This is a genomic window from Ruegeria sp. BC1 (genome assembly GCF_056539305.1).
Genome location: NZ_JBQFUT010000008.1, coordinates 203,814 through 221,299, shown reverse-complemented (window position 1 = coordinate 221,299; position 17,486 = coordinate 203,814). Strand labels below are relative to the sequence as shown.

General features: G+C 58.5%; 18 protein-coding genes. 12 read left to right on the top strand and 6 right to left on the bottom strand.

The genetic code is table 11. The annotated features are described in order from the left end of the window. Positions 1-21 precede the first annotated feature (21 nt). The 7 genes from pheS to ACR0IY_RS17360 all read left to right on the top strand — a co-directional run bounded on the left by pheS (position 22) and on the right by ACR0IY_RS17360 (position 7,188). Entirely contained in the window at positions 22-1,095 is a 1,074-nt protein-coding gene (pheS, locus tag ACR0IY_RS17390; RefSeq protein WP_480675494.1) for a phenylalanine--tRNA ligase subunit alpha, read from the top strand. Then, a complete protein-coding gene (locus ACR0IY_RS17385) occupies positions 1,092-1,430 on the top strand; it encodes a DUF2513 domain-containing protein (protein ID WP_480675492.1) in 339 nt (112 codons plus the stop codon). Before pheS ends, ACR0IY_RS17385 begins: the two co-directional genes overlap by 4 nt. A 256-nt stretch (positions 1,431-1,686) precedes the next feature. Further along, entirely contained in the window at positions 1,687-2,493 is an 807-nt protein-coding gene (locus ACR0IY_RS17380; RefSeq protein ID WP_480675490.1) for a CE1 family esterase, read from the top strand. A gap of 69 nt (positions 2,494-2,562) precedes the next feature. Continuing rightward, positions 2,563-2,970 (top strand): cupin domain-containing protein, encoded by a 408-nt coding sequence (locus ACR0IY_RS17375; protein ID WP_480675488.1) that lies wholly within the window; start codon positions 2,563-2,565, stop codon positions 2,968-2,970. An 88-nt stretch (positions 2,971-3,058) separates the two neighbouring features. Further along, the gene (gene pheT, locus ACR0IY_RS17370) at positions 3,059-5,455 is read left to right on the top strand and encodes a phenylalanine--tRNA ligase subunit beta (protein ID WP_480675486.1); all 2,397 of its coding nucleotides are present in this window, start codon (positions 3,059-3,061) and stop codon (positions 5,453-5,455) included. Between the two features lie 260 nt (positions 5,456-5,715). Continuing rightward, positions 5,716-6,675 carry a hypothetical protein gene (locus ACR0IY_RS17365; protein WP_480675485.1) on the top strand — a complete coding sequence of 320 codons (960 nt, stop codon included), beginning with the start codon at positions 5,716-5,718 and terminating at the stop codon, positions 6,673-6,675. Positions 6,676-6,738: 63 nt separating this feature from the next. Beyond that, positions 6,739-7,188, top strand: a complete 450-nt coding sequence (locus ACR0IY_RS17360; RefSeq protein WP_480675483.1) for a YtoQ family protein — start codon at positions 6,739-6,741, stop codon at positions 7,186-7,188. A 63-nt stretch (positions 7,189-7,251) separates the two neighbouring features. On the opposite strand, the gene ACR0IY_RS17355 is transcribed toward ACR0IY_RS17360, so the two are convergent. Continuing rightward, the gene (locus ACR0IY_RS17355) at positions 7,252-7,950 is read right to left on the bottom strand and encodes a glutathione S-transferase family protein (protein WP_480675481.1); all 699 of its coding nucleotides are present in this window, start codon (positions 7,948-7,950) and stop codon (positions 7,252-7,254) included. 260 nt (positions 7,951-8,210) lie between these two features. Here ACR0IY_RS17355 and ACR0IY_RS17350 point away from each other — a divergent pair, with 260 nt between their 5' ends. Then, positions 8,211-8,972 carry a mechanosensitive ion channel family protein gene (locus tag ACR0IY_RS17350; protein WP_480675574.1) on the top strand — a complete coding sequence of 254 codons (762 nt, stop codon included), beginning with the start codon at positions 8,211-8,213 and terminating at the stop codon, positions 8,970-8,972. A 192-nt stretch (positions 8,973-9,164) separates the two neighbouring features. Here the strand turns inward: ACR0IY_RS17350 and ald are convergent, their stop codons facing one another. Then, positions 9,165-10,283 carry an alanine dehydrogenase gene (ald, locus tag ACR0IY_RS17345; protein ID WP_480675479.1) on the bottom strand — a complete coding sequence of 373 codons (1,119 nt, stop codon included), beginning with the start codon at positions 10,281-10,283 and terminating at the stop codon, positions 9,165-9,167. Between the two features lie 137 nt (positions 10,284-10,420). On the opposite strand from ald, the gene ACR0IY_RS17340 reads away from it, so the two are divergent. Continuing rightward, positions 10,421-10,879, top strand: a complete 459-nt coding sequence (locus ACR0IY_RS17340) for an Lrp/AsnC family transcriptional regulator (RefSeq protein ID WP_480675477.1) — start codon at positions 10,421-10,423, stop codon at positions 10,877-10,879. A gap of 3 nt (positions 10,880-10,882) precedes the next feature. Here ACR0IY_RS17340 and ACR0IY_RS17335 read toward each other — a convergent pair whose 3' ends face one another. Next, positions 10,883-11,722 carry a CPBP family intramembrane glutamic endopeptidase gene (locus ACR0IY_RS17335; protein ID WP_480675475.1) on the bottom strand — a complete coding sequence of 280 codons (840 nt, stop codon included), beginning with the start codon at positions 11,720-11,722 and terminating at the stop codon, positions 10,883-10,885. A gap of 285 nt (positions 11,723-12,007) precedes the next feature. On the opposite strand from ACR0IY_RS17335, the gene ppk2 reads away from it, so the two are divergent. After that, a complete protein-coding gene (gene ppk2, locus ACR0IY_RS17330) occupies positions 12,008-12,931 on the top strand; it encodes a polyphosphate kinase 2 (RefSeq protein WP_480675572.1) in 924 nt (307 codons plus the stop codon). Positions 12,932-12,988: 57 nt separating this feature from the next. Here ppk2 and ACR0IY_RS17325 read toward each other — a convergent pair whose 3' ends face one another. After that, a complete protein-coding gene (locus ACR0IY_RS17325) occupies positions 12,989-14,128 on the bottom strand; it encodes a CAP domain-containing protein (protein ID WP_480675473.1) in 1,140 nt (379 codons plus the stop codon). Positions 14,129-14,417: 289 nt separating this feature from the next. After that, entirely contained in the window at positions 14,418-14,624 is a 207-nt protein-coding gene (gene rpsU / locus ACR0IY_RS17320; protein ID WP_005614280.1) for a 30S ribosomal protein S21, read from the bottom strand. A 111-nt stretch (positions 14,625-14,735) separates the two neighbouring features. On the opposite strand from rpsU, the gene ACR0IY_RS17315 reads away from it, so the two are divergent. Together ACR0IY_RS17315 and ACR0IY_RS17310 are read left to right on the top strand one after the other, a co-directional pair. Then, entirely contained in the window at positions 14,736-15,428 is a 693-nt protein-coding gene (locus tag ACR0IY_RS17315; RefSeq protein ID WP_480675471.1) for a COQ9 family protein, read from the top strand. Between the two features lie 55 nt (positions 15,429-15,483). Further along, entirely contained in the window at positions 15,484-16,470 is a 987-nt protein-coding gene (locus ACR0IY_RS17310; RefSeq protein ID WP_480675469.1) for an NAD(P)H-quinone oxidoreductase, read from the top strand. Between the two features lie 35 nt (positions 16,471-16,505). Here the strand turns inward: ACR0IY_RS17310 and ACR0IY_RS17305 are convergent, their stop codons facing one another. After that, positions 16,506-17,363: a DUF2189 domain-containing protein gene (locus ACR0IY_RS17305; RefSeq protein ID WP_480675467.1), complete on the bottom strand. Its 858-nt coding sequence runs from the start codon at positions 17,361-17,363 to the stop codon at positions 16,506-16,508. Between the last annotated feature and the right edge of the window lie 123 nt (positions 17,364-17,486).

The following is a 17,486-nucleotide window of genomic DNA, read 5'->3' as shown; positions in this document are numbered from 1 at the left end:
CGACCAAATTCAGAGGGCGTCATGGACGATCTTAAGGCAAAATATCTGGGCCAAATCGCCGATGCGGGCGACGAAAACGCGCTTGAGGCGATCCGCGTCGCTGCCGTGGGCAAAAAAGGTGAAGTCGCGCTGAAGATGCGCGAGCTGGGCAAGATGACCCCCGAAGAGCGTCAGGTCGCAGGCCCTGCGCTCAACGCTCTGAAGGACGAGATCAACTCGGCGCTCTCCGCCAAGAAATCCGCGCTGGCCGATGCCGCTCTGGATGAGCGTCTGCGCACTGAATGGCTGGACGTCACCCTGCCGACCCGCGCGCGCCGTCAGGGCTCGATCCACCCGGTCAGCCAGGCGACCGAGGAACTGACTGCAATTTTTGCCGAACTGGGATTCTCGGTGGCCGAAGGGCCGCGGATCGAGGATGACTGGTACAACTTCGACGCGCTTAACATCCCCGGCCACCACCCCGCGCGGGCCGAGATGGACACGTTCTACATGCACCGCGCTGAGGGCGATAACCGCCCGCCGCATGTGCTGCGGACGCACACGTCTCCGGTGCAAATCCGCTCGATGGAGAAACAGGGCGCACCAATCCGCGTCATCTGTCCAGGCGGCGTGTACCGCGCCGACTATGACCAGACCCACACGCCGATGTTCCATCAGGTCGAGGGGCTGGCCATCGACAAGGACATCTCGATGGCGAACCTGAAATGGGTTCTGGAAGAGTTCGTGAAGGCCTTCTTCGAGGTCGATGATGTGGAACTGCGCTTCCGCGCCTCGCACTTCCCGTTCACCGAACCCTCGGCCGAGGTCGATATCCGCTGTTCCTGGGCGGGCGGTCAGCTGAAGATCGGTGAGGGCGACGACTGGATGGAGATTCTGGGCTCGGGCATGGTTCACCCCAAGGTGATCGCCGCCGGTGGCATCGACCCCGAGGTCTATCAGGGCTTTGCCTTTGGCATCGGTATCGACCGTCTGGCGATGCTGAAATACGGCGTCCCCGATCTGCGGGCGTTCTTCGATTCCGACCTGCGCTGGCTGCGCCACTATGGGTTTGCGGCGCTGGATATGCCGAACCTGCATGGTGGTCTGTCGCGGTGAAGCGAGACCCTGACGTCGTTCGTAAGCTTTTGTTCGAAGCTGAATCGTCTGATGATTGGCAGTTTGTGTATGATTTCGAAGAAGGCGCTGAAAGCGAGTACTACCATCTTCAATTGATGAAAGATGATGGCTTAATTGCTGACGTCGGTGACTATGGCTTTCGGCTAACTTCGCTTGGACACGACTATGTCGAAGCAATTAGAAGCGACACCGTTTGGAAGAAGACAAAGTCGGGAGCTTCGAAAGTCGGCGGTATGACGCTTGGGATGATGAAAGATTTGGCTCTGGCTTATGTAAAACAAGAAGCAGCGGAAAAGCTTGGAATCAATCTATAGAAATCTTACTGTGAATGTAAGAATAACAAGCGCGGGACAGAGGCCGATAGGCCGCCGCGCTATCGCCAGATCGCCCGGATGGGCTGGCGATTTGTCTCCGCAAGCGCTCTGTTTGAACGTCATGCGGGTCTTGCCAGCATAAACTGCCCACCACAAACCTCAGTTCGCCACTCCACGGTCTGGCGATGGCGCGGCTTGTGACAGCCCCACGGGGTTGTGATGTGACTTCGGTCGCGTGGCGGGTAGGCTCGGCCAGATGATTTACCGACTGATGTGCCTGCTGCTGCTCACCGCGTCTCCGGCTCTTGCCATGGGGCCGTGGAAACCCGACTGCCACGGTGATACCGCCTGTGATCTGGGCGAACGCTCGTATCATGTGCTGGAGCCCGATGGCTGGGATGGGGAAACGCCCTTGCCTGTGCTGCTGCATTTCCACGGCTGGGCGCGACAGGGGGATGTGGTGGTCAACCACGAACGCATCGCCGGGGCGACGAAACGGCGGGGCGTGCTGCTGGTGGCCCCGAACGGGTTGGGCAAAAGCTGGAATTTCTGGTCCCCGGACACCGGAGACGTGACCTTTGCCGACGATGTGCTTGATGATGTCATCCGCCGCTATCCGATTGATCCTGAACACATCTATGTCTCGGGTTATTCCTTTGGTGGTGCGATGGCGTGGCGCTATGTCTGCCAGTCGGGCGACAAGATCACCGCGCTGCTGGCCATCGCCGGAACCCTGCAACAGACCGAGGATTGCCCGCAGGCCCCAGCTCAGGTCCGGCATGTGCATGGGCTTGACGACACGGTGATGGATTTCCCGTTTGGCCCGAATGGCGACACGACCTATCCGGTGGCGTTGTGGCGGGCGAAATATGATTGCAGCACCGCCACCCCACGCGGGGATTGGGGAGTGAAACCGTTCCTGACGCTCAGCCGGGTTGACTGGACCGATTGCGCCAATGGCCAGGTCACGCTGGACACGCATCCCGGCGGGCATTTCATCCCGCATGGCTGGATCGGCTGGCAGTTGGATGAGCTGGCAGGCCGTGCACCGGTTTACCCCTGAGGGGTTTGACATCTGTTCCGCATCAGGGTCCTGTGCGGGGCGACCACCGGAAAAACAGGAGCCGACCCCGTGAAACCCCTGCTGCTGAGCGCCCTGATCCTTGCCGCCTCGCCTGTGATTGCCAAAGATACCTATCCGCCGGTCGAGGTGCTGGTGCAGACGGAAACTTCGGTGATCGGAGAGCCCCTGGAATACCCCGGGGGCACGCCGCAGATCACCATGGCCATCGTCACAATGCAGCCGGGGCAGGACACCGGGCTGCATCGCCATGATGCGCCGCTGGCGGCCTATATTCTGGAAGGCGAGATCACGGTCGATTACGGCGACAAGGGGACCAAGACCTACAAAGAAGGCGACGCGTTTATCGAAGCGTTCCGGTCGCCACACAATGGCGTGAACCCGGGGCCGGGCATCGCGCGGATACTGGCGGTGTTTGCAGGTTCGGACAGTGTTTCCAACACGGTTGCCGACAACTAGGCGGGTAGGCCGCACGCGCCCTCTTTCCCCTGTGCGCAATATCCGTTACACGCGGTCTGACCCAAGTTTTACTGGCGGATGACGACCGATGAAATTCACCCTTTCCTGGCTCAAGGATCACCTGGACACCGACGCGTCGGTTGAGGAAATCACCGATGCACTGACCGACCTCGGGCTCGAGGTTGAAGAGGTTGTGAATCCGGCGGACCGGCTGAAGGATTTCACCCTCGGGTATGTCAAACACGCCGAGAAACACCCCGATGCCGATAAGCTGCGGGTTTGCAAGGTGGACACCGATGAGGGTGAATTGCAGATCATCTGCGGTGCCCCAAACGCGCGAGAAGGCATCACTGTCGTAGTCTGCAAGCCGGGCATGTACATCCCCGGGCTGGACCTGACCATCAGCGTCGGCAAGATCCGTGGCGTTGAGAGCTTTGGCATGATGGCATCTGAGCGCGAGCTGGAGCTGTCGGACGAACATGACGGCATCATCGAGCTGCCCTCGGGCGCAGTGGGCGACAAGTTCATCGACTGGCTGGCCGAGAATGAGCCTTCGAAGGTCGATCCGATGATCGAGATTGCGATCACCCCGAACCGCCCAGATGCGCTGGGCGTGGCCGGGATTGCCCGCGATTTGGCAGCGCGTGGCGTTGGCACGCTGAAAGAGCGCGATTATGCACCGGTGCCGGGCGATTTCGACAGCCCGATCAAGGTCACGATTGATGAAGACACGCTGGACGGCGCGCCGCATTTCACCGGTCGTTTGATCAAAGGTGTGAAGAACGGCCCCAGCCCGCAATGGCTGCAGGATCAGCTGAAAGCCATCGGTCTGCGTCCGATCTCGGCCTTGGTGGATATCACCAATTTCATGACTTTTGATCGCAACCGCCCGCTGCACGTATTCGATGCCGATAAGGTAAAAGGTGACCTGCGGGTGCACCGCGCCAAGGGCGGCGAAACGCTGGTGGCGCTGGACGAAAAAGAATACACGCTGCACCCCGGTATGATGGTGATCTCGGACGAAACCGGCCCGGAATCGATTGCCGGGATCATGGGTGGCGAGGCCACAGGTGTGACCGATGAGACGGTCAACGTCTTCCTCGAAAGCGCGTTCTGGGATCACGTGCAGATTGCCCTGACCGGTCGTGCGCTCAAGATCAACTCGGATGCGCGTTATCGTTTTGAACGCGGCGTTGATCCGGAATACACGCTGGAAGGGCTGGAGCAGGCAACCCAGATGATCCTGGATATCTGCGGTGGCGAGGTCTCCAAAGTGGTCGAGGCCGGCAAAGCGCCGAACCATGCGCGCGCCTATAAATTGGATGCGGCGCGGGTGCAGTCTCTGGTCGGGATGGATATTCCCGAAAGTGAACAGCGCCAGACCCTGACCCGTCTGGGGTTCCGTCTGGAAGGTGAGATGGCCCACGTCCCAAGCTGGCGTCCCGATGTCATGGGTGAGGCCGATCTGGTGGAAGAGGTCGCGCGGATAGCCTCGCTGACCAAGCTGCAGGGTAAGCCTTTGCCGCGTGTCACCGATGGCATCCCGAAACCGGTGATGACGCCAACGCAGCGCCGCCAGTCTATGGCGCGGCGTACCTGTGCGGCACTGGGGTATAACGAATGCGTTTCCTATACGTTCATCGATCAGGCATCGGCGGCGCTGTTTGGTGGCGGTAATGAGGCCACGCAGCTGGAAAACCCCATCTCATCCGAGATGAGCCATATGCGCCCCGATCTGTTGCCCGGTCTTCTGCAGGCCGCTGCCCGCAACCAGGCACGGGGCTATGCCGATGTGGCCCTGTTCGAGGTTGGCCCGGTGTTCCACGATGGCGAACCCGGCGATCAGAAAATCCAGATCACAGGCCTGCTGGTTGGTCGCAACGGTCCCAAGGACGTACACGGCGCGTCGCGCCCGGTGGACGTATTTGACGCCAAGGCGGATGCCGAGGCCGTGCTGGCCGCAATTGGTGCGCCTGCCAAGGTGCAGATTCTGCGCGACGGCGATGCCTGGTGGCATCCTGGCCGTCACGGCAAGATTTGTCTGGGTCCGAAGAAGGTGCTGGGCGTCTTTGGCGAACTGCACCCGCGCGTTTTGCAGGCTCTGGACATCAAGGGCCCCGCAATGGCCTTCACGATCTGGCCGGACGAGGTGCCTCTGCCCCGGAAATCCGGTGCCACCCGTGCCGCGCTTGAATTGCGCGATCTGCAATCGGTTGAACGCGATTTTGCTTTTGTCGTCGACGAAAGTGTCGAGGCTTTGACGCTGGTGAATGCCGCAGCCGGGGCAGACAAGGCGCTAATCGAGGATGTCCGCGTCTTTGACGAATTCATCGGCGGCAGTCTAGGTGAAGGCAAGAAATCTCTGGCCATCACCGTGCGCCTGCAACCGACGGATACGACGTTGAAGGAAAAAGACATCGAAGCGGTGGCCGAGAAGATCATCGCCAAGGTAACCAAAGCGACGGGCGGCGTTCTGCGCGGCTGATTTGACCTTAGAGACAAAGCAAAGCGTGCCTTTGGGCGCGCTTTTTGCGTTGTGGCCTGCACTGTTGCGGTGTGGTCACATCTGAATATCCGCAAAATCAATGCTTGAGCAGAATCACCCTCAACGCTTACATGCGACCCCCTAATGTAATCAAACCCCGGAGTCTGCCAGATGCCAGATCCTAATCGCGCCCAAGCGATCCCCCAAATCTGATTGCCCGCCTGTTCACCGGCGGGCCCGTTTCCCGTTGGAGAGCTGTCATGAAACGCCACGACATCTCGATGATCCGGCAGATTCTGCCGCCAGAGATGCCCTTCCACTATTACCCCGACCGGCAAAGCCCGTGGCTGTTGTGTCAGTCGATGGACGCCGAGGCCGCGGTTTCGGACCTGAAGCAATCGGGCCTGTCCCGACTGTTGGCGCGTCCTCTGGTGCAGCCGATGATTGCGCAATGCGGTGGGGTCTTGCGGCGGCACGATGTATTTGCTGTGGCCTATGCGGACCGCGCCATGCGTTTGCAGGGGCTGGGTCCGGCGGCAGTTTCGGGGCTTGAGACTGCATATCAGTCCCAATGGCTGGATTTCTGCCTGAGCTTCGACCGCTGGTCTGGCGAGCAGACGACGCGGAAAGCCCATAATCTGGTGGTTCAGCTGGGCTTCCCCACCGAGCATGCGGAGCTGCTGTGGAAGTTTGAGCAACGCAGTGCTGTAGACCAGTTCCAAAGCTGCTGGCACCCGGTACGCACGGATGGCCGTCCGACGCTGGCGTGGTGCCGTCTGGATCTCGATCTGGCCAGCGGTCAATGTTTGATTGAGGAAATTCAATCGGACTGGCTGCGCTTTGTCGGACACGTCCGTCGCCGGTTGCAAAACCGGGCACCGCGATCCCGCCAGCTGCGTCAGACCACCGATTACGAGCAGGCTCTGCACCGCAAATATGCGAAAATCTGGCCCGAGGCGATGCTGCTGGCGGTGCTGATGCTGTTGCGCGATGAATTTGCCGTGCGGGATGTCTGGATGCACCAGCCTGCGGCGGGGGCGAAACTGAAGGGGATCACTTGGGGGCGTCTACCACCTCGGTCGATCTATACGAAACTGCCCCGAAGCTATGGTTTTACGCCGACGTCTGAGGGGCCGGATTTTCTGGGCCGGAAACAGAGAAACACCGTCCGCAGGTTGGCGCAGGGTGGAAACCCGGCATTCTGGCGGCTTTCCTTCTGAACCGCCTCTTGGGTTGTTGGGCCATTCCAACTAGGGTCGCCGCAAGTGTTAAAGGAGACGAATATGAGCCTGAACGTTTACCTCTCTGGTGAAATCCACACCGACTGGCGCGAACAGATTATCGACGGTGCGCAGGGATTAGATATTACCTTCAACAGCCCCGTCACCGATCATGACGCCAGCGATGATTGCGGTGTGGCCATACTTGGGGCCGAGCTGAACAAATACTGGCATGACCACAAGGGCGCGATGGTCAACGCGATCCGCACCCGCAAGGGCATCGCGGATGCCGATGTGGTCGTGGTTCGCTTTGGTGAAAAGTACAAGCAGTGGAACGCGGCCTTTGACGCGGGCTACGCGGCGGCGCTTGGCAAATCGTTGATCGTGTTGCACGGCCCCGATCATCAGCATGCGCTGAAAGAGGTTGATGCCGCCGCGTTGGCGGTGGCGGAACAACCTTCGCAGGTGGTTGAGGTGCTGCGCTATGTGTTGACCGGAAAGCTGCCGGGTTAAGTGAAGGAACAGGGCTTGCGGCCACATTGGCACGCAAGCCCTGTTTCTGTCAGTCGTTTAGGATCAGTCCCGCGCGGGCGTCACCAGCCCCTTCTGGACAGAAGGGCGATCGAGAAAACGGTCCAGATATGCCGTCACATTGGCGTGGTCGTGCCAGCCAACAACATCTTTTGCATCGTAAAACTCCAAGCCCCGTAGCCAGGGGGCGATGGCGATATCGGCGATAGAATATTCGCCAGCGATCCAGTCCTGACCTTCCAATTGTTGGTTCAGCACGTTCAGCAAGCGTTTGGCCTCATTGATGTAACGTTCGCGCGGGCGTGGGTCTTCAATCTCGCTTCCGGCAAATTTGTGGAAAAAGCCCAACTGCCCGAACATTGGGCCAATGCCGCCCATCTGGAACATCAGCCATTGGGTGATGCGGTGCTTGTCGGCTGCACTTTGGCCGATAAACTTGCCTGTCTTTTCTGCCAGATACAGCAGGATTGCACCGCTTTCGAACAGGCCGATGGGTTCCCCATCCGGGCCATCGGGATCAATGATTGCGGGAATCTTGTTGTTTGGGTTTAACGAAAGGAACTCGGGGCTTTTGACGTCCGCGTCTGACAAGGTGACCTTGTGCACCTCATAGGGCAGGCCCGTCTCTTCCAGCATGATGGAAGCTTTGACCCCATTGGGCGTCGGATAGGAATAAAGTTGGATTCGGTCCGGGAACTGAGCAGGCCAGCGGTTCATGATCGGATGTGGCTTGGTATCCAACATTGATGTCTCCTGTTTGGATTCTGTTTCAAAGTTAGGCGGTGTTAGCCCGTCTTTTAAGCCCCCGTTACTGTGCAGCTGCCGTCAGTGCGTGTTTGCTGACGTTCAACGGGGAAAACCGGCCGAACTGGCACCTAGACCAAAGGGCAGTTTTCCCTCAGTATTTCGCAAATCCCGCGCGAATGACGCGGGTTTCTTGCTGTGGAAAGGAGAGACGCGTGGATGACGTCGTTACACAGGTGGGTGCGTTTGCCCCGCTGATCATGAGCGCGGTCAAGGCGCTGATCGTTCTGATCCTGGGGTGGATCGTAGCCGGAGCCATCGGCGGCATGGTGCGTCGCCGTATCAACTCGACCCCGCAAATCGACCCGACTCTGGGCAATTTTGTAGCCAGCCTTGTGAAATGGGTCATCCTGGCGATGGTTCTGGTCGCCGTTCTGGGTATTTTTGGGATCGAGGCGACCAGTATCGTAGCGATTCTGGGTGCCGCTTCGCTTGCCATTGGTCTGGCGCTGCAAGGGACCCTCAGCGATCTGGCAGCGGGTGTGATGCTGGTGGTCTTCCGTCCTTATAAACTGGGTCAGTATGTGGATATCGGTGGAACGGCCGGGACCGTGAAGGACCTGAACCTGTTTACAACCGAGCTGGTGACGCCGGATAACGTGCAGATCATCGTGCCGAACGGGCAAAGCTGGGGGTCGATCATTACCAACTACTCGGCCCACGACACGCGGCGTGTCGATCTGGTCTTTGGCATTGATTATGCCGACAGCGCAGACAAGGCGATGCAGATCATTCTGGATGTTGCGAAGGCGGATGAGCGTATCCACAGCGACCCTGAACCATGGGTGCGTGTGACAAATCTGGGTGACAGCTCAGTTGATCTGACTGCCCGCCTGTGGTGTGCGGCGGCGGATTACTGGGACGTGAAATTTGAAGTAACCAAGGCGGTCAAAGAGGCGTTCGATGCCGAGGGCGTATCAATCCCGTATCCGCATACGGTAGAGATCCACAAACAAGCCTGACGGCTCCCGCCCGTCGTTCGGGCCTTGAAATGCCCTCCTCCGGTTGGGCCCGGCGCCGCGCTGATTGCGCGGCGCCGTTTTCGTTTGTGGGACTGTCGGGTACTAAAGCAACCGCACCGCACTGCAGGTGCGGCGCTTGGCCCAACGCTGTAAACGCCCTCGCCAGAGGGCGCTTTCAGGGGCGGGAGGGTGTCAGGATTTGATCACCACGTTGGGCGAAACCACGTCGATCCCCAATGCCTTGCCGACCGCGTAGTAGGTCAGCTGCCCGGCATGCACGTTCAAACCTTCCAACAGGTGCGGATCGTCCTGACACGCCTGTTTCCAGCCTTTGTCCGCCAGCGCCAACATGAACGGCATCGTTGCGTTCCCCAGTGCGATTGTTGAGGTGCGGGCAACCGCGCCCGGCATGTTTGCAACGCAGTAATGCATGATGCCGTCTACGTCATAGATCGGGTCGGCATGCGTGGTAGCTTTCGAGGTTTCAAAGCAACCACCCTGGTCAATGGCCACGTCCACCAGAACAGCACCGGGCTTCATGGTCGACAATTGTTCACGCGTGATCAGCTTGGGGGCGGCAGCACCCGGGATCAGAACCGCACCAATTACCATATCAGCGTCCTGGATCAGTTCAGCGGTGGCACCGGCGGTCGAGTATTGGTTTTTGAAGGTTCCACCAAACACATCGTCCAGATAACGCAGACGTGGCAGGGAACGGTCGAGAACGGTGACATCAGCACCCATTCCCGCAGCGATCTTGGCCGCGTGTGTGCCAACCACACCGCCACCGATGACAACGACTTTGGCCGGACCAACACCCGGCACGCCGCCCATCAGAACACCGCGGCCGCCATTGGCTTTTTGCAGGGTCCACGATCCGACCTGTGGGGCCAGACGACCGGCAACTTCGGACATTGGCGCCAGCAGAGGCAGACCACCGCTGGAGTCGGTCACGGTTTCATAAGCTATCGCGGTGCAGCCCGATTCCAGCAGATCGTGGGTCTGATCCGGGTCGGGTGCCAGGTGCAGATAAGTGAACAGCAATTGGCCTTCGCGCAGCATCTTGCGTTCAACGGCCTGAGGCTCCTTGACCTTGACGATCATGTCGGCGGTGGCGAACACTTCTTCTGCGGTGTCCACAATCTGCGCACCGGCGGCAACATAGGCATCATTGTCAAAGCCTGCGCCAATCCCGGCATTGGTTTCGATCAGCACTTCATGACCACGCGCGACAGCTTCCTGCGCGGCGTTCGGAGTCATACCGACGCGGAATTCCTGGGGTTTGATTTCCTTGGGGCAGCCGATTTTCATTTTCGTTCCTCCGTTAATACTCTGCCCAAATTATGTGCACTTTTGCATGCAATTTCTGTGAAACTCTGCCCGCCTACTGGCTTTTGTTTGGTAAGATTTCCTGTACTATTGCCAAAACTTGCAATGGACTTGCGCGGATGAGCATCGACACGACAGATAAGAAGATACTGGCAGCCCTTCAGCGAAATGGCCGGATGTCGAATGCGGAGTTATCCGAGCAGGCGAATCTGTCGCCATCGGCGTGCCACCGGCGCGTACAGCGGCTGGAGGCGGAAGGCTATATCCGCAACTACGTGGCCCTGCTGGACGCCCGTAAAATGAATGTGCCCACGACGGTCTTTGTCGAGATCACGCTACAGGGGCAGGCCGAGGAGCTTTTGGACGCGTTCGAAAAGGCAGTGGCGCGTATTCCGGATGTTCTGGAATGTCACCTGATGGCGGGTACTGCTGACTATATCCTGAAGGTCGTCGCCGAAGACACCGAGGATTTTGCCCGCATCCATCGACAGTATCTGTCACGGCTTCCGGGGGTGGCACAAATGCAAAGCTCTTTCGCATTGCGTACGGTGTTCAAAACCACCGCCCTGCCAGTGTGATCCCTAGGCTGGGGCAGGATAGGTAAAAAGCGCCAGATGTAGCGCATTGAACCCGAAATGCATCAAAACCGGTACCCATAAACGCCCGGTCGCATAGTATCCCAATCCGCACGCCGCCCCAAGGATCGAAGCGAAAACGACCAGTGCGGGACCGCCGCCCGCATGGGCCAGACCGAACAACAGGCTGGCCGCAGCTATTCCAACGGTCGCACCAACTTTCGTCGTGATGGCGGATTGTAGGTAGCCGCGGAAAAAGGCTTCCTCAGCCAGGCAGGTCAGAAACAGGTTCGACAGGGCAAAGATCAGCCACCATGGCGGTAGGCTGACCTCTGGCTGGATGGCGGCCGTACCCAGCCCCAACAGGAACAGTGCGGGCAGCAGCGCAAGACCCGCCAACAATGGTCCTGTTTTGGTTGACCTTGCGCTGTGTAACATTCCAGGCCAAGCCAGAAGAACGGCAAACAAAACCAAAGGTTTGTCCAGGTTCAGATACATGGTGAACGTACTGCTGGCCGAACCTGCCTGCACCCGGTCAAGAACCAGCAGGTTGTGAAACCCGGGGATCAGATGCGCACCCATCGCCAGGCACCACAGGATCAGCACCAAATGGCCCGCAAAGGCTGCAAGACCGTGCAACCGCCGCAACCCTACCGCGCCCAGCAAACCCAGCCCGGCAATGCCGATGGCCGTAGGGGTGACGAGACCGAGACCCAAAGCACTGCCGCCAAAAACGGTCAGCAGTGTCAGGCTCAACCCCTGTCGGCCTGACAAAGCGATTATTTGCGCGGCGATCAGAATAGACCAGGGCCAGATCGCTGGCAGCAGGGATAGGAAGTGCGACACGGGCGTCTCATGGGGTTGATTTGCGCATTGATGCCGCCAGAATGTGGTGGATGGCAAGCGCTCATAAGGCAGAATTGCACCAACCCGTTGGCAATGCGTCAATTCTGAGGCTTGTATCTGCGGGCATGTGGGTCCAGATTTAATACAGGACCGAACCCCCTTTTGCTTCGCTTTGACCCGAACACATATGCGGTTTCGCTTGAGGACGGGCTTTCATCAATTTTTCTGATGACATCAGGCGGTTACATGCGCCCGGTACGGTCTGGCCGGATAGACGATGAGGATATGACCTTGGCTTACGAAAACAATGGTGGCCCCAAAGACTGGCTGGAAGCCGAGTTGGAAGACACGCTGGACGAAGATTTCGAGATCGAATTCAGCGAACCCATGCTCTCGATGGAGGTCCGAAAGATCTACAAGGACCAAAATCCGGATTTGTTGGATCGCAAGGTCTATTTCCGTAATCTGCTGCGCCTGCAGGCCGAGTTGATCAAGGTGCAAGACTGGGTTGTACATACCGGAGCCAAGGTCTGCATTCTGTTCGAAGGTCGTGACAGCGCCGGTAAGGGAGGAGTGATCAAACGCATCACCCAACGCTTGAATCCAAGGGTCGCCCGCGTGGTCGCCTTGCCCGCACCCAGTCGTCGCGAACAAAGTCAGTGGTACTTCCAGCGCTACGTCCCACATTTACCCGCGGCTGGGGAAATCGTGTTCTTCGACCGCTCGTGGTACAACCGTGCTGGGGTCGAGCGGGTCATGGGCTTTGCCAACGAAGATCAGGTGGAACAGTTTTTTCAGGACGTTCCCGAATTCGAACGGATGCTGGTGCGCTCGGGCATCATTTTGCTGAAATACTGGTTCTCGATCACGGATGAAGAACAGCAGCTGCGGTTCCTGATGCGCATTCATGATCCGATGAAACAGTGGAAACTGTCCCCGATGGATCTGGAATCGCGCATCCGCTGGGAGGCCTACACCAAGGCCAAGGAAGACATGTTCTTCCGCACCAACATCCCCGAGGCGCCATGGTACATCGTCGAAGGCAATGACAAGAAACGTGAACGCCTGAATTGTATCGAACACCTGCTGACCAGAATTCCATATACGGATGTCCCGCAGGAACGGGTGCAATTGCCGGACCGTAAATACAATCCGGAATACGAACGCCGCATCCTGCCGGACGAACTGCACGTGCCCAAAGTCTACTAAGAAAATGGGCGCCCAACACGTTGGGCGCCCTTGCTGGTCATGCTGCCGACCAAAAGGTCAGAAAATAAAATCGCCGCGGTCCAGATCCGACATTGCGGTGTTTTCCAGTGTCAGGGTGTTGCCAAGACCATCGTCAATGACGACATCGTTGCCGGATCGATAGATGTGATTGTTTACCAGGTCGGAATAGCTCGTGATTGCATGAGAAAACCGCAGCGAGATCTGATCCCCCGATCCGAAATCCGTGACGGTGTCGGCACCGGCCGAGAAAACAAAATCGTCGTCACCAGATCCTCCGGTCAGGGCATCCTGGCCGTTTCCGCCATTCAGAATATCCTTACCGTCATTGCCGTAAAGGGCATCATTGCCGTTATTGCCGTTGACGACGTCATTGCCGCTGCCGCCGCGAACGATGTCATTTCCACCATGACCATGCAACTTGTCATTGCCATTACCACCGATGAGGGTATCACGACCTTTCCCGGCCATTAGGACGTCATTTCCGCCACTCCCGTCGAGCACATCATCCCCTGACCTGCCAAAAAGAGTGTCTTTGCCGTTTCTGCCGACAAGTTGATCGTCGCCGCCACCGCCGTCCAACCTGCCTGCAGTGCCGTGTTTTAGAACAAACCAGTTATCACCGGCGTCCCCGACCTTGTCTGGGCTGACGAAGGTGGGCGCTGGTTGGTTGCTGCCTCCGCCTGAACCGCCGCTGCCTGATCCGCCATTGTCCAGCTGCAAGGGGGCCGAAGTTTTGGCAAAGTTCTGCGTGACCATGATGGCGTCGTAGTTCGTGCCATTGTGAAGGTATTTTCCAGTCTCGATCCCGATGCCGATAACGGTGACGTCAGGGTTGAGGATGTTGGCCCGGTGTCCGGGGCTGTTCATTAGCGAATCATGTAGGTTCTGGACGTCGTCGGACAATCCCGGAGCGCCACGAACGCTCTGCCAGGCAATGTTTTCGGCCGTGCGCCAGCTACCGGACAAAACAAAGCCCGCATCTTGAATACGCTGTGTCGGGCTTGAGCCGTTTGCACCCGTGTGGCTGAACTGGTCTACGTTCAGCATCCATGCACTGTGATCTTCGGCCGCGTCGTTCAAGCGAAGTTCGAGTTTAACAGGCTGCAAGCCGTGCTTTGCTCGTTCCGCGTTTATGAGGGTAAGCATTTGCCTTTCAAGGTTACTTGCGACTGACATGATTCTGCCTCCGGTGAATTGCGTTATTTTTGGCGACATTAGTGGCGAGAATTTGGCAATAGGAAGTCGCTACTTGGTCCGCATCGACCGTTCGGCAAGAAGTTACTCAAAACCCGATTTGACCGTGCAGCAACCTGCCGAGTGACGCTAATCCGTATCTCCGGCTGGTCTCAGTCAGAGACCTCAAGGGCCCTGAGCATGGCAAATTGGGGTCCCAAAAACGACAAACCCCCGGGCGGGGCCTCGGGGGTCGTCAAATAGTGTCATCCAAAGCTGGACGAGGCGGGTCTTAGAGCAGACCTTCGCGCTGGGCTTTCTTGCGTGCCAGTTTACGGGCACGGCGGATCGCTTCAGCTTTCTCGCGCGCTTTTTTCTCGGACGGTTTCTCGAAATGTTGCTTCAGCTTCATTTCACGGAACACGCCTTCGCGCTGCAGCTTTTTCTTCAGGGCACGAAGCGCCTGATCGACGTTATTGTCGCGAACACTAACCTGCATGTGGTTGTCACCACCTTTCTAGATAGAGTTGCAAGGAAATTGCAGGAATTGGCCGTATAGCAAAGCCGGTCTAACTTGTCTAGTACTGGGTCCAAGAACCGGAGAGTCGCCATGACCGTTACCTATGAAGATGCAAAACAACAGCTTTTGGACGCGATTCTGATCCACGTTCCCTTTGATGGGTGGTCCGAAACCAGTTTCCGCGCCGCGATTTCCGATTGCGATTTGGAGGACGGTCTGGCGCGGGCGATCTGCCCCCGAGGCGCGGTTGATCTGGCGCTGGCGTTTCATGCGCGCGGCGATGCCGAGATGGTCGAACGCCTGACATCCACCGATCTGAGCGATCTGAAATTCCGCGACCGCGTGGCCGCTGCAGTGCGGTTTCGGCTCGAGGCTGTTTCGGACAAGGAACTGGTGCGTCGAGGCATGACTCTGTTCTCTTTACCCATTCATGCGGCGGACGGGGCCAAAGCCATGTGGCAGACCTGTGATCTGATCTGGGACACGCTGGGTGATACCTCGGAAGATGTGAACTGGTACACCAAGCGCGCGACCTTGTCTGGGGTCTATTCCTCGACCCTGCTGTTCTGGTTGGGCGATGACTCGCCGGATCATCAAAAGACGTGGGAGTTTCTGGATCGGCGCATCGACAACGTCATGCAGTTTGAAAAACTCAAGGCGCAGGTGAACGACAATCCGTTGTTCAAACCCTTTCTGGCGGTGCCGAACTGGTTGGCCGGTCAGGTCAAGCCACCGTTGAAAATGAAGGCCGATCTGCCCGGAATGCTGAACCCGCGCAAGTAAGCATCTGGGCCTTTCGATTTTTGCCTGCTAGGCATTGGGCAAAGGAGATTTGCCCATGACCCAGATGATGCGCGCCGTCGAAATCACCAAACCCGGTGGCCCGGATGTTCTGCAACTGACCGAACGCCCCGTGCCCGAACCGCAAGCCGGCCAGGTGATCCTCAAGGTGGCTTATGCGGGGGTGAACCGCCCGGATGCGTTGCAGCGGGCAGGGGCTTATGATCCCCCTCCGGGTGCTAGCGATCTGCCGGGTCTGGAAGCCTCGGGCGAGGTCGTGGCTGTTGGTGCGGGCGTCGAAGGTCTGACAGTGGGCGATCAGGTCTGTGCGCTTTTGCCGGGTGGCGGCTATGCCGAATATGTCGCCACACCGGCCGCGCATTGCTTGCCGGTTCCGCCCGGCATGGGGCTGAAAGAGGCCGCGTGCCTGCCCGAGACGTTCTTTACCGTCTGGTCCAACGTTTTCATGCGCGGCGGGCTGAAGGCGGGGGAGCGGTTTTTGGTTCACGGAGGTTCCAGCGGAATCGGTACGACGGCGATCCAATTGGCCAACGCGTTCGGTGCACGGGTTTTTGCCACTGCCGGGTCCGAGGAAAAATGCGAGGCTTGCGTCAAGCTGGGGGCTGAGAAAGCGATCAACTATCGCGATGAGGATTTTGTTGGCGTCATGCGCGCTGAAGGCGGCGCGAACCTGATCCTCGACATGGTTGGAGGCGACTATATCCCACGCAACGTCAAGACCCTGGCCGAGGATGGGCGCCTGGTTCAGATCGCATTCCTACAGGGCCCAAAGGTCGAATTGAATTTTGCCCTGATGATGGTCAAACGCCTGACCCTGACCGGCAGTACCTTGCGCCCGCAGAGCGATCTGGCCAAGGCCAATATCGCTCAGGAACTGCGCGAGGCGGTCTGGCCGTTGCTGGAGGCCGGGAAGGTTGCCCCCGTTATGGATAGCGAGTTTGATCTGGCAGAGGCGTCGGCTGCGCATGCGCGGATGGAAAGCTCGGGCCATATCGGCAAGATCGTCCTGAACGTCGCAGGTTAAAAGGTGGCGCGGGCAAGTCCCGCGCGCCGTTCCGGTCAGGCCACCGCGCGGCGATACAGGTGCCACGTCGCGTGGCCGAGAACCGGCATCACGACGATCAGCCCCAGCAACATCGGGATCGCGCCAAGAACCAGCAGCGCGGCCACGATGAAACCCCACGCCAAGATCACTCCGGGGTTTTGGCGCAGTACTCGCACTGATGTAACCACGGCCACAGGCAACCCGACTTTGCGGTCCAACAGCAGCGGAAAGCTCACGACGCTGACGGCCAGCGCGACCAGGGCAAACAGGAACCCCACCGCATTACCGAAGATAATCATCGTCCAGCCAGCACCGGTAGTGAACACTTGTGTCATAAACGCACCCAATGAGGTGGGGAGATCGGGACCAAGCGTGTGGACGTAGATGCTCTGCGCGACCATCAGCCAGACCAGCAACAGCATGACCAGATAAAAGCCCAGCATCAGGATCGCACCGAACGAGGGTGACCGGAATACGCCGAACGCATCAAGCCAGTGAACCTCGCCTCCCTGTTCGCGTTTGCGGCTGATTTCATACAATCCGACTGCCGCAATCGGGCCAATCAGGGCAAAGCCCATGACCAGCGGCGCCAGCAGCGGCACCATGTTTCGGTTCAGCCCGAACCCGAACATCAACAACCCTGCGATCGGGTATATCAGCACGATGAATATGGCATCGGCCCGAGTCTCCAGAAAATCGTTGTATCCAGCCCGCAGGCAGGCCCGCAGGTCCTGCATTGTCAGGGTCTGGACTATTGGCAGATGCCGTGTGTCCGCACTGCCGATGCGGTTCACGCTTTCTGCAATGTGATCACTGGTCGCTCCGATGTTCTGGGCGGCCCAGCTGACCGGGTTACCTATCGTTTTGGCCATCGTCATCCCCTCCCTTGCGTGACAGCGCAGCGGAGTGAATCCGGCATCGGTTGCCCTTGGCCGGACCAGCCGGCAACGCCTGAGCGCCTATTATAGCACAATTTTCCCGTTTTGGTTGCGTTT

Coding starts and splice junctions, on each gene's coding strand:
- pheS (WP_480675494.1), top strand. CDS start 22: ATGGACGATCTTAAGGCAAAATATCTGGGCCAAATCGCCGATGCGGGC.
- ACR0IY_RS17380 (WP_480675490.1), top strand. CDS start 1,687: ATGATTTACCGACTGATGTGCCTGCTGCTGCTCACCGCGTCTCCGGCT.
- pheT (WP_480675486.1), top strand. CDS start 3,059: ATGAAATTCACCCTTTCCTGGCTCAAGGATCACCTGGACACCGACGCG.
- ACR0IY_RS17365 (WP_480675485.1), top strand. CDS start 5,716: ATGAAACGCCACGACATCTCGATGATCCGGCAGATTCTGCCGCCAGAG.
- ACR0IY_RS17360 (WP_480675483.1), top strand. CDS start 6,739: ATGAGCCTGAACGTTTACCTCTCTGGTGAAATCCACACCGACTGGCGC.
- ACR0IY_RS17355 (WP_480675481.1), bottom strand. CDS start 7,950: ATGTTGGATACCAAGCCACATCCGATCATGAACCGCTGGCCTGCTCAG.
- ACR0IY_RS17350 (WP_480675574.1), top strand. CDS start 8,211: ATGAGCGCGGTCAAGGCGCTGATCGTTCTGATCCTGGGGTGGATCGTA.
- ald (WP_480675479.1), bottom strand. CDS start 10,283: ATGAAAATCGGCTGCCCCAAGGAAATCAAACCCCAGGAATTCCGCGTC.
- ACR0IY_RS17340 (WP_480675477.1), top strand. CDS start 10,421: ATGAGCATCGACACGACAGATAAGAAGATACTGGCAGCCCTTCAGCGA.
- ppk2 (WP_480675572.1), top strand. CDS start 12,008: ATGACCTTGGCTTACGAAAACAATGGTGGCCCCAAAGACTGGCTGGAA.
- ACR0IY_RS17325 (WP_480675473.1), bottom strand. CDS start 14,128: ATGTCAGTCGCAAGTAACCTTGAAAGGCAAATGCTTACCCTCATAAAC.
- rpsU (WP_005614280.1), bottom strand. CDS start 14,624: ATGCAGGTTAGTGTTCGCGACAATAACGTCGATCAGGCGCTTCGTGCC.
- ACR0IY_RS17315 (WP_480675471.1), top strand. CDS start 14,736: ATGACCGTTACCTATGAAGATGCAAAACAACAGCTTTTGGACGCGATT.
- ACR0IY_RS17310 (WP_480675469.1), top strand. CDS start 15,484: ATGACCCAGATGATGCGCGCCGTCGAAATCACCAAACCCGGTGGCCCG.
- ACR0IY_RS17305 (WP_480675467.1), bottom strand. CDS start 17,363: ATGGCCAAAACGATAGGTAACCCGGTCAGCTGGGCCGCCCAGAACATC.